Origin of the sequence: Mesorhizobium sp. M0998, assembly GCF_040318885.1 — a bacterium.
Classification (GTDB): Bacteria; Pseudomonadota; Alphaproteobacteria; order Rhizobiales; family Rhizobiaceae; genus Mesorhizobium.
This window is the reverse complement of sequence record NZ_JAMYND010000001.1, coordinates 136,793-151,689: the sequence shown is the minus strand read 5'-3', so window position 1 is coordinate 151,689 and position 14,897 is coordinate 136,793. Positions and strand designations below refer to the sequence as shown.

The following is a 14,897-nucleotide window of genomic DNA, read 5'->3' as shown; positions in this document are numbered from 1 at the left end:
CTCCCTACTCCCTACTCCCTATTCACACTACTCAGTGATCCTTCTTCCAGGCGTCGGAATTCACCCAGTAATCGAGGTTCTTCTGCAGGCGGCCGTCGAGGCTGACCTGGTCGAGGAACAGGTTCATCCACACCAGCAGGTCCTGCTCGTCATAGCGCGTGGCGAAGGCCAGCGGCTCCTTCGACAGCATGTCCGGCATGATGATGAAGCTGCCGGCGGGGTAAGCGGTCGACTGGCCCTTGACCGCCGAGACGTCGTTGACGCCGCAATCGGCCTGGCCGTTGTTGACGGCGTCGAGCAGCAGCGGGCCGCCGCCCTTGTAGCTCTTGATATCGGCGTCGGGGAAGGCGGCCTTGGCTTCCTTCTCGCCGGTGGCGCCGAGCAGCACGGCGATCTTGGTGCCCTTGGCCTTGCAGTCCTCGGTGGATTTGAAGGCGGTCCCAGCCTTGGTGAAGACTGTGCTGCCCGTGTACATGTAAGGCTTGGTGAAGGCGACCTTCATGCCACGCGCCAGTGTCGGGGTCATGTCGGCGACCAGAAGATCGGCCTTGCCCGACAGCAGCGCCGGGATCAGGCCGTCCCAGTCGAAGTCGAGGAAGGTGATCTTGACGCCCATTTCCTTGGCCATCAGTTCGGCGAGTTCGACCGAACTGCCGGTGCGTTCGCCGGCAGCACCCACCAGCGAGAAGGGCGGTCCTTGCGTCTGCACGGCGACGCGCAACTCTCCGCGCTTGGTGATCTCGTCGAGCGTTCCCGCACTGGCGGCAGCGGTAAGGCCAGCGAGCGCAAGGCCGGCGATGAAAAGCTTGGCAATCTTCATTTGGGCATTCCTCCTTGTTTCGTTTGTTGTTCCACTTGTTGTTTCACCCCATCGAGGTGCTTTTTGAGCGGCAGCGCCGTTGCCGGCGGCGACCACCGTTCGAAAATCCTTCAGTCCCAGCTCACCGTTTCGGCAACCTTGATGCCGCGCCTGGCCAGCTCATCGAGGAAGCGGCCATCGGGAACATGCAGCAGCGGATTGAGCAGGCCGGGCGCGGCGATCTCGCGCCGTGCCAGCATCTGCGCCACAATGCTGGCGGGATAGCCGACGCCGAGGCTCATGCCGAATAGGCCCGAGGCGAGGTCGCGTTCGATGACCAGCTCCGAGGTCACCGTCTTGCGGCGGCCGCCTTCGCTGCCGACAAAGACGTTGCGCATCACGCAAAGGTCCTTTTCGTCGGCGCCATATTGCAGTTGCGGGCCAAGCAGCCGGCCGAGGAATTCGCGTGGGCTGGCACCGGTGCTTTGCACCTTGTCCTCGGACAGGAAGCCGAGCTGCTTCAGCGGCGCCCAGAACGCCGACCAGCCGGGCCAGCGAAGCGAATAGCGGCCGGAGCGCTGCAGCCCCTTGGCGGCGGCGAGCATGCCGGCATAATGCGGCGCGTCGCCATTGGGGAAGGCTTCGAGCCTGCCCAGTCCCGCCACCTCGATCTCGTGGATGAAACGATTGTCGTGCTGGCGGGCGGCCGGCACATCGACCCGTTTACCGTCCTCGACCAGCACGCTGTCGCGGTTCTGGCTGACCAGAACCATGTCGAAATTCCAGCTCACCTTGTAGCGCAGCGGCTCGACCACCGCCTTCGGCTCGGGAATGCCGCCGCAGTAGGAATCGATCGCGGTGATGGTGTCGAACTGGCTGGCGGCGCGCGCGTAGAGCACCAGGTCGATGCCGGGGTCGAGCCCGCATTCGGTCACGATCGACACGCCGGCCTTTTCGGCCTCGGGAGCGAGATCGGCGATGGCCTTGCCGTAATTGGTGGTGACCAGCGGCGTGCGCGTCGCGATCGCCGCCTGCACCGCGTCGCGCATCAGCGGCTGCGGCAACAGGTCGATGACCGCATCGACGTCCCTCATCACATCGGCCAGCACCGGACCGATCGCGCCCTCCGGCACGACAAAACGCACCCTGGCAAGGTCGGTCAGGCCGCCAAGCCGCGCAGCGCCGTCGGTTGCCGTGTCGAGGCAGACCACTTGCTCGACGCCGTCGCTGGCAACGAGATCGGCGATCGCCGCCCGGCCTTGCAGGCCGAGGCCGCCGAGAACCGCGATCTTCATGCCATTTCCTTCCGCGTCTCGTCCGACCAGCAGCCTTCCGGCAGGCTGACCCATTTGTTGCAGGACGCCATGACGACGAAGGTCTCGCTGCGCACGACTTCGCCCGGCTCGCCGGCGCCGGGGATCAGCTCGCTGGTGACGCGGTAGAGATCGGCGACATCACCGGCCACGGTCACGTCGACGATGATGTCGAAGCGCCCGGTGACGACGGCCGCCGAGTTCACGAAAGGCAGTTCGGAGATGCGCTGCGCCAGTTCCCGGGCGCGGCCGCGTCCCTGCGCATTGATGCCGACGATGGCCGAGATCAGCTCAGGGCGTTCGGTCAGGTTGAGCAGCCCGACGATCTTGAGCAGGTTGCGGTCGAGCAGGTTGCGCAGCCGCATGCGCACGGTCGGCACCGAGATCGCCATCTTCTCAGCGAGGCGGTTAACGCCAAGCTGCGCATCTTGCGACAGCAGCTTGACCAGTCGCCGGTCGGTCTGATCGAGATGTTCCCGCAAACGCTCAGGCTTTCATAAAGGGAAAGAAATGATCGTATTTTCTTTCTGATATGAAAATACCTTATGAGAGATTTTTAACAACGGCAAGAGCCATGTCATCCGCCGTGCCGCTGCGCCTATCGGCAGTTTCGTCGATGTCGCCACATTTTGTTCTTGCTTTGTGCCGGCAGCTATGCTACTAATTTGGGTATGGTGCCAATTTGGCTCCAACGACCCGTCCTCCCGAGGCGGGTTTTTGTTTCCGGATCTTTTGAAGGTTCAGCGCCGCCGGTCTAAGATTGGCGGGACACCGTGGTTCCGCGGAGCGCAGCCGCAACTCATGCCTTCACGTGACGGGCGGAAAGGCTCATCCGCGAAATGGCCAAAATCGGCTTTTCAACAAAACTGTAGTTGGCCAGGGAGACGGCAATGCAGGCGGTGACAATAACCATGCCAGCAAGCCATGGTGATACGCTGACGCTTGCAACGACAGGAGCGGTCGCAAGCAGCACGATAGGATGCTTCAGATAGAGAGAGTAGGAGGCATCGCCCAATCTTGCCAGCAGGCGAGGAGCAAAAAGCCGGAAATAGCTTTCCAGGCTGATGCAACCGGCGACAAGGATCAAGGCCGGGATTCCCTGAGCAAGGGTTCGCGGCAAGTTGAAGCCAAGTACCATCACCAGCATGGACACGATGGCGAACCACGAGCGCCGAGACACCCAGGACGGTAGGCAAACGCGCCAGTCTGCCGACCAGGTGGCCGAGCGCCATGCCGGCAAGGAACTCAAACAGGATTGGCGTGGTATAGAAAAACAGCACAGTGTCGGCGGCGGGTTTGAAGACGATGCGCGCCGCTACGGCGATTGCAAAGACAACGCCGACCATGGCCATTTGCGTCAGCGTGCCGAAACGCATAGTCGCTGCGAACAGAATGTAAAACAGGATTTCCAGATTGAGCGTCCAACCCACGCCAAGCACCGGTTGGACATAGCCTGTGACCGTATCGAGATAGGCTATGAAAAGCAGGCTATTGGTGATCTGCTCAAGAAACACTGCACGACCGGCAAACAACCAAAGTGCGGCGACCATGAGGAAGGTCATAACCCAATAGAAGGGAACGACGCGCGTGAAGCGCTGCATCAAAAAAACACGGTGGTCGGCGCGTCTGTTCTCTGTCGAGAGAACCATTACAAAACCACTAATGACGAAAAACAGGTCGACGCCGCTGTTTAGAACGGGAATACGCAGATCGAGCATGCCCAGCGCGGCCGGAAGATGATAGATAACAACCATGAGAGCTGCTAGCCCCCGCAGTACCTGTATCGATGTATACTGTTGAATCCGACGCGGCGCAGCGTGATCATTCTGTGGAATGATGTTCATCAAAAAATGGTCCCCGGTGCAGGAGAGCATTAACATACGTGATCGTTGATGTGCCGACTAATTGTTGGTTTAATTAACACGTAAAGTCCTAGATACGTTTTATTGATATAGCGTGCCGCGACACTTATGCTCGGCCGACTTTGGCCTGCCTCGTTGCCAAACTTGGCATCTCCCCAGTGAAGAGGAGATTGGCCGTTCCCGCGTTAACGGCTGGACTCGAAGATAGCGACGGCTGCCGCTGTCAGCGCAGCGTTACTAGATGCTACTGTTCCATCAGGGAGCTCCTTGCCGTCTTCCAGTCCGACGCGCGTCGACCAACGGCGTTCCGCCGCCCGGTGCACGAAAGGCCAGACCGTGGCGTCGGCGCCGTGCAGCAGGATTGCCCGGCGCATTCCGGCGCCGTCGAGCACGGCGGCGATATCGTCGCTGATCTCCAGCGCAGCGTCCGACTCCTGCTCGGAGATTTCGATCAGGATCCGCAGCACGCGTTTGCAATGGTCGAGGCTCACCAGGCGTTCGGCGTCGGCGACGGAGGCAAGCCCCGCCTCGATGCCAATGCCGCGCTGGCGCAGACGCTCCATGATAGCGGGCGCGGCGTCTTCGCTGAGATTGACCGAGGCATAGTCGGGCAGCTCGCTCCAAGCGGCGATCGCGGCCAGCGTCCGCTCGTCGTCATTCTCGATCCAGGCGCCGGTCGACACGCCGATCAGCGTTCCAGGGCAGGCGCGACGAAGCGCTAGCACAGTCTGGTCCATCGCCGCCGGAGCCAGGCTTTCGCGACCGTCCAGCCCGCGGGCATGGACATGCAGTTCGGCCGCACCGGCGGCGACGCAGGTCGCACCGTCGCGCGCCATGGCTTCGGGATCAAGCGGCAGTCGCGGGTGAAAATCGGCGCTGCGCGCGCCATTGATGCAGGTCTGGACGATCATGCCGGGGGCAGTCCGGTTGCGGTTGCTGCCAGTCTAGCGCGGGCCAGTGAAAACCGGAATCGCGCTGGCGAAGGCTCCTGACATATGGACGCCGGCCGGCTTGGATCAGTCTGGCAGAATGCACCTCTATCGTGTTCGGATCAGTCTTCTTAGCAAACGAACATCCGTCGGGCAGAGTTACGGCGAAACACCCAACTCGCGTAATGCAGCGTTGGCGGCACGGTATTCGATAAAATTCTTTGGACAATGGCTGATGGTATGCCTGTAAAGCGATAGTGCCTGATCGCGTTGCCCTTTGAGCCGGCTGAGTTCCGCGTTGTAGAAACCGATCTCGCAAAACTTGCCGTGTTTCTTGGTTGGATCCGAGTCATCGGCGTCGTTCAATGTCGCGGTGGGCGTCTTTTCGCCAAGCAGCATTCGAACCACGGGCGCCGGCCACTTCGTCATGTCGAGTTTGGAAGCTGCCTCCCGCAAATGGCTCGCCGCGCCGTTGCGTCGCTCAACAATATCCAGCCATATGGCAAAATAGGCGTAGTCGGGCTCGAGAGCGGCCGCCTTTTCAAAGTCAGCCTGCGCCTTCGCCAGCGAGCCGGAATAGAAATAAAGAACACCCCTGTTTGAGTAGCTGTACGGATAATTCGGATCGAGCAGGATCGCCTGGTCGAAGTCAACAATGGCTCGACCGTCGTCTGCCTTTCCCATCCAGGCAATGCCGCGGTTGTGGTAAATTCTTGGATTTTTCGGATCGAGACCAATCGCCCGGTCGTATTCGGCGATGGCCCGATCGGACTCACCTCGCTTGTTCCAGAGAAAGCCTCGGTTGTTGTAGGCGATGGCAAGTGTTGGGTCGATATCGATTGCGCGACTGTAGTCCGCGAAGGCGCGAATATCGTTCCCCTTTGCCACCCAGGCCAAGCCACGATTATTATATGCGAGGGCTTGTTTCGGGTCGAGCTTGATTACCTGGTCGTAGTCGGCGATGGCGCGATCATTGTCTCGCTTGCTAGCCCAGGCGATACCTCGATTGAAGTACGCGTTGGGGTCTTTCGGATCGAGGCTGATTGCCTTGTCGTAGTCGGCGATGGCGCGGTCATTGTCGCTCTTGCCTGACCAGGCCACCCCTCTGTTGTACCAGATGCTCTCATCGTTCGGATCGAGGCTGATCACTTGGCTGTAGTCGGCGATGGCGCCGTCAAAATCGCCGGCCGTCAGCCGGGCGTTGCCGCGCCGGTAGTAGGCATGCGCGTTTTTCGGATCGAGGCTGATCACCTTGTCATAGTCGGCCAGCGCGCGCTCCTCATCGCCCTTGCTGGTCAACGCATCGGCTCGATCGTTCAGGGAACCGGCGTCGTTCGGGTTGAGCCTGATGGCCCGGTCGAAGTCGGCTATCGCGCGGTCGTCGTCGCCTTTGCGTGACCAGATCAGCCCGCGATTGTGGTAATTTCTGCCGTCTCCCGGATTGAGGCTGATTGCCCTGTCATAGTCGGCCAAAGCCCGGTCGTTCTCGCCCTTGAAGGTCCAGGCGACGCCGCGGTTGTAGTAGGCATCGCCATATTTCGGGTCCAGGCTGATCGCCTTGTCCAGATCGGCGATGCCCTTGTCGTAGTCGCCCTTGAAGACCCAGCTGATGCCCCGGTTGTAGTAGCCGCTGGCGACGGTCGGTGCGATGCCGATGAACGCGCTGTAGTCGGCGATCGCGCGGTCATAGTCGCCTCGTTCCGTCAGGGCATTGCCGCGCTTGAAATAGGCAATACCGCGGTTTTCGAGGGGCTCTGTCGCATCCTCGATCATGCGCGTACAGGCGGCGATCCGCGTGCTTGCCTCGACCTCGTCGTCGCTGACGCAGTCGCTGCTGGCGGGCAAGGCCGGGAGCGCCGAGACCAGCATGACGACGAGGCAAACGAGGAATTGCCGGACTGCCCCGTCCCTTTGTCGAACCCGTCGGATCAATTCGCCCCCCATCGCGGCAAGCCCAGCTGCATTGTATTCAACGAAATCCCCGAGACAATCGCTAACGAGCTCACCCGGCAAGAAACGGGTGGTCCGCGCGCGCCGTTTCACCCATCTCAATGACAGAGAAGCCACAGGAGGCGAAGCCATGACCATCCATTCGATAGGCGCGAAAGCGGCGGTGAAATCGGCGGAGGTGCGCGTTGCCGGATATGACTGGCGGACGCTGGCCGATGAGCTGAGCGGCTATGGTTGCGCGGTGATGGAAAAGCTGCTGACGCCGCAGGAGTGCCGGCATATCGCCGGACTTTATTCGGACGAGAGCCATTTCCGCAGCCATGTCCATATGGCGCGGCATGGCTTCGGCAAGGGCGAGTACCGCTATTTCCGCTATCCCTTGCCCGACTTGATCGGCGGCTTGCGCACCGCGCTCTATCCGCGCCTGGCCGCGGTCGCCAATGACTGGAACGAGCGCATGGGTATCGCGCAGCGCTATCCCGACGAACACGCCGCGTTCCTCGAGCAATGCCACGAGCAGGGCCAGACGCGGCCGACGCCGCTCCTGCTGCAATATGTTCCCGGCGACTTCAACTGCCTGCACCAGGATCTCTACGGCGATCTGGCCTTCCCGCTGCAGGTGGCGATCCTGTTGTCGGAACCAGGCAAGGATTTCACCGGCGGCGAGTTCGTGCTGACCGAGCAGCGTCCGCGCATGCAGAGCCGCGCCGAGGTGGTGCCGCTGCGCCGGGGCGACGCGGTCGCCTTCGCGGTCCACAATCGACCGGTCCAGGGCAGCAAGGGCAATTACCGGGTCAATCTCAGGCACGGCGTCAGCCGGCTTCGCTCCGGCATGCGCCACACTGTCGGTATCATCTTCCACGACGCCAAGTAACCGGGCCGCCCGGTCAAGCCCTGGCGACGATTACCTCGAAAAATCGCTGCGCACGATGCCGTGGCGCTGGAGCTTGTCGTAGAAAGTCTTGCGCGGGATCCCCAGCGCTTCGATCGTGCGCCTGACGTCGCCCTCGTTGCGGCCAAGCGTCTCGCGGATGATGTCGGCCTCGTAGCGCTCCAGCCGCTCCGGCAGCTTCATGGCGGTGTTCGATTGGGTCGGGGCAGGGGGTTGTGCTTCGGCGCCTTCCTCCAACCCAAGCACGAACCGCTCGGCGAAATGCGCCAGTTCGCGCACATTGCCCGGCCAGCCATGGTCGCTCAGATGGCGATGCACCGAAGCCGGCACTGCCGGCACCTGGCGGTGGAAACGGGCGGCGGCGCGCTCGGCGAAATAGAAGAACAGCAGGGCGACATCGTCGCGGCGTTCGCGCAGCGGCGGGATCGAGATCGTCACCACGTTGAGCCGATAATAGAGATCCTCGCGGAAAGCGCCGCGCTGGCGCGGATCACCGAGATCGACCTTGGCGGCGGCGACGACGCGCAGATCCACCGGCCGCACCTCGTTGGTGCCGAGCGGGGTGACCTCGCGCATTTCCAGCACGCGCAGCATCTGCACCTGTGTCGAGACCGGCATGCTTTCGATCTCGTCGAGGAACAGCGTGCCGCCGCTGGCGTGCTCGATGCGGCCGATCCGTTTCTTCTGCGCGCCGGTGAAGGCGCCGGCCTCATGGCCGAACAACTCGCTCTCGATGACGGTCTCCGGCAGCGTGCCGCAATTCAGCGCGACGAAATTGCCCTTGGCGCGGCGGCTCCAGCGATGCAGAAGGCTTGCCACCACCTCCTTGCCGGAGCCGGTCTCGCCGGTCACCAGCACATCGACGTCGGTGTCGGCGATCTGACGTAGTGTGCGGCGCAGCCTGTCCATCGCCGGCGTCTGGCCGATCAGCGGCAGGCCGTCCTGCGCCTCTCCGGCCGCCTCGCGCAAGGCGCGGTTCTCCATCACCAGGCGGCGCTTTTCCGCTGCGCGGCGCACGCTCTGTACCAGCCGGTCGGCGGCGAAGGGCTTTGTGATGAAGTCGTAGGCGCCGTCCTTGATCGCCTTGACGGCCATGGCGATGTCGCCGTGGCCGGTGACGAGGATGACGGGAATGTCGGCATCCAGCCGCAGGATGCGATTGAAAAGCTGCAAGCCGTCGATCTGAGGCATGCGGATATCCGACACCACGACGCCGGTAAAACCGGCGTCGAGCCCGGCCAGCGCCTCAGCCGCCACCGCAAAGGCCGAGACCGAGAAGCCGGCAAGCTCCAGCGTCTGCACGGTGGCCTTGAGGAGATCGCGGTCGTCGTCGATCAGGATCACCGGCGCGGCATTGTCGTTCGTCATGATGGCTTACGCTGCTGTCTGGAGATGAATGGTGAAGCGGGTGCCGCTGTCGTCGCTCGAAACTTCGATGCGGCCGCCATAATCGGCGACGATGTCCTTCGAGATGACGAGGCCAAGGCCAAGGCCTTTTTCCTTGGAGGTGTTGAACGGCGTGAACAGCGATTTGAGGATCGCGGGTGGAATGCCGGGTCCGTTATCGGACACGCCGACCGTCACGCCGTCCGCGGTCTCCTCGACCGACACCTGCACATGAGCGTCGTCGCGGCCGTCGAGTGCTTCGAGCGCGTTCTGGAAGAGATTGATCAGCACCTGTTCGAGCCGCACCCGATTGCCCATGACCTTGAGGCTCGGCGGCGGCAGGTCGATGACCAACGCGTCGAGCCGGCCGGCAAAGCGGCTTCTCAACAGCATGACGGCGCCCTCGATGACGCCGCGCAATTCGACAGGCTCGGCGGCGGTGCGGCCCTTGCGGGCAAATGCCTTCAACTCCTCGGTGATTGAGCCGATGCGTTCGGTAAGGGCTGCGATAGCGCCGAGGTTTTCCTCGGCCGGCCCGGTCTGCTTGCGGTCGAGGAAGGTGCGGGCATTGTCGGCATAGGCGCGTATGGTGGCGACCGGCTGGTTGATCTCATGGGCGACACCGGCCGCGACCTGGCCGAGGATGGCGAGGCGGTTGGCCTGGACCAGATCCTGCTGCACTATTTGGAGCTTGGCTTCCGTGCTGCGGTGGCCTGTTATCTCGGCCTGCAACCGGTCGCGGGCGCGGCTCAAATCCTCGGTCCGTTCGACGACGCGGCGTTCGAGTTCGGTGCGGGCCGCCTGTTCAGCGGCAATCCGCATCTGCGCCGACTGCCGGCGCCACAACAGATACGCGGCAAGGCCGAGCAGCGGGACGACGACGCCGAGCGCAAGAAGCCGCATTTCGCGGACCGCGGCGGCGATCGGCGCTTCAGCCGGGATCAGATAGTCGAGCCGCCAAGGGGTCGAAGGAATCGTGGTGGAAAGGCTGAGATACTCCGCGTCACTGCCGCCGGGCGTTACTGCGTGGACGATCGACACATCCGGGCTGAGCGCCTGCCCGTGCATGATCGGCAACGGCACAAGCGGCGCGTCGCCGAACTGTTGGCTGTCGCGGATCGCGGCTTGCTTAGGTGCGGCCAGCGGTGCGGTTGTCATGAAACGCCAGGACGGCACGCTGGTGATCAGCACGACGCCGTTCTCGTCGCTGACATAAGCCGGGCGGTTCGCCTCGCGCCAGTCGGCTTCGAGCTGGTCGAACTCCATCTTGACGACGACGACGCCGAGCGGTGCGTCTGTGTCGCCGACGCGCCGCGAAATGTAGAGGCCGGGGCGCTTGCTGACATTGCCGAGCGCAAAATACTCGGCGGTTCCGGCCTGCATCGCGCCGGAGAAATAGTCGCGGAAACGGTAGTCATTGCCGACGAAGCTGATCGGCTCGCGCCAGTTGCTGGAGGCGACCGCCAGTCCATCGGTGCCGACGACATAGAGTACCGACGCCTTGGTGCCGGAGACCAGCCCCTCGAGCTTGCGGTTCAGCACATCGATTGCCGCGGCATTTTTCTGCGACAGCGCGTCACGCACTTGCTGGTCTGCGGACAAAAGCAGCGGCAGGGCGCGCGGGCTTTCGAGCACCGCGCGCAGCAGCGCGACCTTCAGATTGGCGTCGGTACGCCCCTGCGCCGCCAGGGTCCCGACCTCGGCGGTGCGGCCGTAAAGGCCGGCGCCGTAGAGCGCTGCCGTGACGATCAAAAGCGCGATGGCCGCAAACAGCAGCCAGGCTCGGCGCGCCCGCCTGGCGAGTTGCTCGGGCGTCGAAGACAAGGCACCGGCGGGGCGTTGCAGCATCGCCCATTTGTGCATGAATTCGCACAAAGCACAATTCGACCTATGCGGAGATTCGCACCTATCCATGCGTCCAGCACAGCGGACGTTTGCGAATGCTCAACAAAATCAATGATGAAAAGCTCTTCTGCGTATCTGGCACGACTGTTGCAAACACGAATTCAGCAGTCGCGAGGCTGCTGGTCTCAAAACAACTGCCCCGGGGAGTCGAGCTTTCGATCGGGGCGCCATGGAGGACGTTATGCAGACAGCAATCGCTGCCGCCGAGCCGCGCGGCAAACTTCCCTTATACCGGCATCTTTATGTGCAGGTGCTCGCGGCGATCGCCGCCGGCGTGCTGCTCGGCCATTTCTATCCCGAAACCGGCGAGGCGATGAAGCCGTTCGGCGACGCCTTCATCAAGCTGGTGAAGATGGTCATCGCGCCGGTGATCTTCCTGACCGTGGCGACCGGTATCGCCGGTGTCTCCGACCTGCAGAAGGTCGGCCGCGTCGCCGGCAAGGCGATGATCTATTTCCTGGTGTTCTCGACGCTGGCGCTGGTCGTCGGCCTGGTCGTCTCCAATGTCGTCCAGCCCGGCGCCGGCATGCACATCAATCCAGCGACGCTCGATACCGCCAAGGTGGCGGCCTATGCCGAGAAGGCGCACGACACTACCATCGTCGGCTTCCTGATGAACATCATCCCCGACACCATCACCGGCGCCTTCGCGCAGGGCGACATCCTGCAGGTGCTGTTCTTCTCGGTGCTGTTCGGTGTCGCCCTGGCGCTGGTCGGCGATCGCGGCCGTCCGGTCGTCGATTTCCTGCAGGCGCTGACCACGCCGATCTTCCGCCTCGTCGCCATCCTGATGAAGGCCGCACCGATCGGCGCGTTTGGCGCCATGGCCTTCACGATCGGCAAATACGGCATCGGCTCGATCGCCAACCTCGCCATGCTGATCGGCACGTTCTACCTGACCGCGCTGCTGTTCGTGCTGGTGGTGCTCGGCACTGTCGCCCGCTACAACGGCTTCTCGATCCTGGCGCTGATCCGCTACATCAAGGAAGAGCTGCTGCTGGTGCTCGGCACCTCGTCCTCGGAAGCGGCATTGCCGGGCCTCATGGCCAAGATGGAGCGCGCCGGCTGCAACCGCTCGGTGGTCGGCCTGGTCATCCCGACCGGCTATTCCTTCAACCTCGACGGCACCAACATCTACATGACGCTGGCGGCGCTGTTCATCGCGCAGGCGACCGACACGCCACTCACCTACGGCGACCAGATCCTGCTGCTCGCCGTCGCCATGCTGAGCTCCAAGGGTGCCGCCGGCATCACCGGCGCCGGCTTCATCACCCTGGCGGCAACGCTTTCGGTCGTCCCCACCGTGCCGGTCGCCGGCATGGCGCTGATCCTCGGTGTCGACCGATTCATGTCGGAATGCCGGGCGCTGACCAATTTCATCGGCAATGCGGTGGCGACAGTGGTGGTGGCACGCTGGGAGGGAGAACTCGACCAGACGAAGTTTGCCGCCGCCATGGCCGGCGACTTGCCGGAGGAAGTCGACCTGTCGCTGCCGGGTTTGCAGGCCGCCTGACCGTCCAGGCCACATGACCACAAGGCCCCGGAGGCGGTTCGCCGGCTTCGGGGCGACAGCGGCGGCGGTCGCGGCATGCCGCCTGAAACGCAACCTGAAGTGGCGCTATTTTCGACGCGGGGCTTGTTCCAGCCGCATTTGCAGGCCAGTATCCGCCGTGCCTTCATGGCACCGTCCGCTTCGCTCCCGACCTGATCGCGAGGCGAGACATTTCCGTCGGGCTCGGTTTGCAACATCATCCTTGCCGAACCGTCGGAGCTTTTGCTGCCGCCGACCCTGACCATGGCAGCAGCCTCGAAGGCAATGGCGGCCTCAGTACGAAGTCGCAAAGCGAAACGTGACCCGTCTCCTCGTGGGAAGCGCAGGCTTTCTCCCAGGGAACTCGTTGCGCGCCAAGAGGGGCGCTTGAAGAGGGGGGCGGGCCCATGAGCGGGCCTTTGCCGAACCAAAGCAAGATGCGAGGTCAAACGCGATGCAGTCTGTCCAAAACAGGATTCCGGTATCCATCATCATCCCGAATTACAACTACGCGCGGTTCCTCAAACGCAGCATCGACAGCGCTCTCGAGCAGGACTACGCGGATGTCGAGGTCATCGTCGTCGACGATGCATCGCAGGACAATTCCACGACAATCATGGAATCTTATCGCGACGAGATCCTCGCATGCCCGCGAGCGCAAAATGGCGGACACGCGGCGGCATTCAACACCGGCTTCGCTGCGAGCTCGGGCAAGATCGTCCTGTTCCTCGACGCCGACGATTATCTTTATCCAACCGCCGTCTCCACCATTGTCGAAACCTGGGACGAGGCAACCGCCCAGGTCCAGTCCAGACTGCATATCGTCGACGAAGGACAGCGCATCAAGGATGTCTTTCCGCCGCCCGAATTGCCTTTCGACAGCGGCGACGTCATGCCGAAACTACTGCACAAGGGCCGCTATCAGACGACCGTGACCAGCGGGCTGGCCTTTGACCGCGCAACGCTCGAATCGATCATGCCGATACCGGAGCCGGAGTTCCGCCAGGGCGCCGACGGCTATCTGGCAACGCTGGCGCCGATGTACGGGCACGTCCAGTCCATCGACGAATGCCTCGGCGCCTACCGGATCCATGGCGCCAACCATTCAGTCTTCGGTGAAAAGCTCGCCGAGCGGGCACGCTGGCGGGTAACCCACGATTTCCGCCGCATGCAGGCGCTGTCGGACCAGGCTTCCGGGATCGGCCTGACCATCGTGCCGTCGGATGCTGTCCGCCACGATCCGGTCCACCTGGAAGAGCGGCTGGCGTCGCTTTGCGCGGACAGCGGCCGACATCCCGTGGCCGACGATTCCCGGCTGGCGCTCGGGGCGGCCGGCGCCGTCGCCAGCCTCGAAATGACCGCATCCCTGCGGCGGCGTGCAATCCTTGCCGCCTGGTTCCTGTCGGTCGGGGTGTTGCCGCGGAAAATGGCGACCGCGGTGCTGTCGTGGAAGCTTGATGCGTCGTCGAGGCCGGCATTTTTGAGCCGCCTGTCCAAGACCATCCGCCACGCCATGGGATAGTGGGTGGCGCTGTGCCACAACTCCGCCAGGTTTTCGGGAGGTCTGGCAACCCGGGTAGATTTCGAACAATATCATTATGGGTACGTGGCGCCCCAAGCGAAAGGACAACCAGCCCATGACCTCTTATGAGCCGATGCGTCCGATGGAGCGCTGCCCATCCCACCCTGGAGCGCTGCTTGACGACATTATCCCGGCAACCCGAAAGACCAAGGTGGAGATCGCCAATCTGCTCGGAATCTCGCGCCAGCAGCTTTATGACATCATCCGCGAAAAGAAGCCGGTGTCGCCGGCTGTCGCTGCCCGTCTTGGAAAGATGTTCGGCGACGGCGCCGCGATCTGGCTCAGGATGCAGGCCGCCTATGATGCGTGGCACGCGGAACGCGAGGTTGACGTCAGCGCCATTCCAAGGCTGCATGCTGCCTGAGATGCAATAGATCGGCCGAACCACCGAGGCTCTCACAAATCGATCACGGTCCTGCCTGCCTGGACCGGTTCTCCGGTTCGACGGCGCGCTCGACCAGGACATGCGCCGCCCGCGCGGCCTCGACGAACGCGTCCCTGGCGGCTTCGGTCCAGCGATCGTCGCTCATGGCGCGGCGGCATGTGCGCAGTGCCAAGCCGTGTTTGGCGCTGCCGGCGTCACGCCAGTGGGCTTCCAGCAACTCGACAGCCTGACGTGCGTTGGAAATGTTGCGGATATCTCCGACGATGCCGACCGCAACCGCAACCGGCTTGGAAAACCATCCTTGGGTCATGGCGGAGCCTTCGACGTGTTGAACCATCTATAACGAAAATCGTAGCGCAAGGT

General features: G+C 62.9%; 13 protein-coding genes and 1 pseudogene. 4 read left to right on the top strand and 10 right to left on the bottom strand.

The window, feature by feature from the left end; translation table 11 throughout:
* Positions 1-31: 31 nt before the first annotated feature.
* From NKH59_RS00840 to NKH59_RS00810, 7 genes and pseudogenes are all read right to left on the bottom strand, one after another.
* Entirely contained in the window at positions 32-820 is a 789-nt protein-coding gene (locus NKH59_RS00840; protein WP_352541231.1) for an ABC transporter substrate-binding protein, read from the bottom strand.
* Between the two features lie 110 nt (positions 821-930).
* Entirely contained in the window at positions 931-2,094 is a 1,164-nt protein-coding gene (locus tag NKH59_RS00835; RefSeq protein ID WP_353020557.1) for a saccharopine dehydrogenase family protein, read from the bottom strand.
* A complete protein-coding gene (locus tag NKH59_RS00830; RefSeq protein WP_023677254.1) occupies positions 2,091-2,594 on the bottom strand; it encodes an Lrp/AsnC family transcriptional regulator in 504 nt (167 codons plus the stop codon). Before NKH59_RS00830 ends, NKH59_RS00835 begins: the two co-directional genes overlap by 4 nt.
* A gap of 317 nt (positions 2,595-2,911) precedes the next feature.
* Positions 2,912-3,265, bottom strand: a complete 354-nt coding sequence (locus NKH59_RS00825; RefSeq protein WP_353020710.1) for a hypothetical protein — start codon at positions 3,263-3,265, stop codon at positions 2,912-2,914.
* 118 nt (positions 3,266-3,383) lie between these two features.
* Positions 3,384-3,866: pseudogene (locus NKH59_RS00820) on the bottom strand (acyltransferase family protein); the annotation flags it as partial.
* Positions 3,867-4,159: 293 nt separating this feature from the next.
* Positions 4,160-4,885, bottom strand: coding sequence for a 3-keto-5-aminohexanoate cleavage protein (locus tag NKH59_RS00815; RefSeq protein ID WP_352774359.1), 726 nt, complete (start codon positions 4,883-4,885; stop codon positions 4,160-4,162).
* A gap of 177 nt (positions 4,886-5,062) precedes the next feature.
* A complete protein-coding gene (locus NKH59_RS00810) occupies positions 5,063-6,772 on the bottom strand; it encodes a tetratricopeptide repeat protein (RefSeq protein ID WP_353020554.1) in 1,710 nt (569 codons plus the stop codon).
* A gap of 211 nt (positions 6,773-6,983) precedes the next feature.
* Here NKH59_RS00810 and NKH59_RS00805 point away from each other — a divergent pair, with 211 nt between their 5' ends.
* A complete protein-coding gene (locus tag NKH59_RS00805) occupies positions 6,984-7,727 on the top strand; it encodes a 2OG-Fe(II) oxygenase (RefSeq protein WP_352774355.1) in 744 nt (247 codons plus the stop codon).
* 30 nt (positions 7,728-7,757) lie between these two features.
* On the opposite strand, the gene NKH59_RS00800 is transcribed toward NKH59_RS00805, so the two are convergent.
* Both NKH59_RS00800 and NKH59_RS00795 read right to left on the bottom strand, forming a co-directional pair.
* A complete protein-coding gene (locus NKH59_RS00800) occupies positions 7,758-9,113 on the bottom strand; it encodes a sigma-54-dependent transcriptional regulator (RefSeq protein ID WP_353020551.1) in 1,356 nt (451 codons plus the stop codon).
* A gap of 6 nt (positions 9,114-9,119) precedes the next feature.
* The gene (locus tag NKH59_RS00795; RefSeq protein WP_353020548.1) at positions 9,120-10,979 is read right to left on the bottom strand and encodes a sensor histidine kinase; all 1,860 of its coding nucleotides are present in this window, start codon (positions 10,977-10,979) and stop codon (positions 9,120-9,122) included.
* A gap of 238 nt (positions 10,980-11,217) precedes the next feature.
* On the opposite strand from NKH59_RS00795, the gene NKH59_RS00790 reads away from it, so the two are divergent.
* The 3 genes from NKH59_RS00790 to NKH59_RS00780 all read left to right on the top strand — a co-directional run bounded on the left by NKH59_RS00790 (position 11,218) and on the right by NKH59_RS00780 (position 14,513).
* Positions 11,218-12,549 (top strand): dicarboxylate/amino acid:cation symporter, encoded by a 1,332-nt coding sequence (locus tag NKH59_RS00790; protein WP_352685245.1) that lies wholly within the window; start codon positions 11,218-11,220, stop codon positions 12,547-12,549.
* 472 nt (positions 12,550-13,021) lie between these two features.
* A complete protein-coding gene (locus tag NKH59_RS00785) occupies positions 13,022-14,089 on the top strand; it encodes a glycosyltransferase family 2 protein (protein ID WP_353020546.1) in 1,068 nt (355 codons plus the stop codon).
* Positions 14,090-14,204: 115 nt separating this feature from the next.
* Positions 14,205-14,513 (top strand): HigA family addiction module antitoxin, encoded by a 309-nt coding sequence (locus tag NKH59_RS00780; protein WP_353020543.1) that lies wholly within the window; start codon positions 14,205-14,207, stop codon positions 14,511-14,513.
* A 43-nt stretch (positions 14,514-14,556) separates the two neighbouring features.
* On the opposite strand, the gene NKH59_RS00775 is transcribed toward NKH59_RS00780, so the two are convergent.
* Positions 14,557-14,844, bottom strand: a complete 288-nt coding sequence (locus NKH59_RS00775; RefSeq protein ID WP_352685247.1) for a DUF982 domain-containing protein — start codon at positions 14,842-14,844, stop codon at positions 14,557-14,559.
* Positions 14,845-14,897: the final 53 nt, after the last annotated feature.

Bases quoted from the DNA above. Each gene is read 5' to 3' on its own strand.
- NKH59_RS00805 (WP_352774355.1), top strand. From the start codon at position 6,984: ATGACCATCCATTCGATAGGCGCGAAAGCGGCGGTGAAATCGGCGGAG.
- NKH59_RS00835 (WP_353020557.1), bottom strand. From the start codon at position 2,094: ATGAAGATCGCGGTTCTCGGCGGCCTCGGCCTGCAAGGCCGGGCGGCG.
- NKH59_RS00810 (WP_353020554.1), bottom strand. From the start codon at position 6,772: ATGCTGGTCTCGGCGCTCCCGGCCTTGCCCGCCAGCAGCGACTGCGTC.
- NKH59_RS00780 (WP_353020543.1), top strand. From the start codon at position 14,205: ATGACCTCTTATGAGCCGATGCGTCCGATGGAGCGCTGCCCATCCCAC.
- NKH59_RS00790 (WP_352685245.1), top strand. From the start codon at position 11,218: ATGCAGACAGCAATCGCTGCCGCCGAGCCGCGCGGCAAACTTCCCTTA.
- NKH59_RS00800 (WP_353020551.1), bottom strand. From the start codon at position 9,113: ATGACGAACGACAATGCCGCGCCGGTGATCCTGATCGACGACGACCGC.
- NKH59_RS00840 (WP_352541231.1), bottom strand. From the start codon at position 820: ATGAAGATTGCCAAGCTTTTCATCGCCGGCCTTGCGCTCGCTGGCCTT.
- NKH59_RS00815 (WP_352774359.1), bottom strand. From the start codon at position 4,885: ATGATCGTCCAGACCTGCATCAATGGCGCGCGCAGCGCCGATTTTCAC.
- NKH59_RS00785 (WP_353020546.1), top strand. From the start codon at position 13,022: ATGCAGTCTGTCCAAAACAGGATTCCGGTATCCATCATCATCCCGAAT.
- NKH59_RS00775 (WP_352685247.1), bottom strand. From the start codon at position 14,844: ATGACCCAAGGATGGTTTTCCAAGCCGGTTGCGGTTGCGGTCGGCATC.
- NKH59_RS00795 (WP_353020548.1), bottom strand. From the start codon at position 10,979: ATGCTGCAACGCCCCGCCGGTGCCTTGTCTTCGACGCCCGAGCAACTC.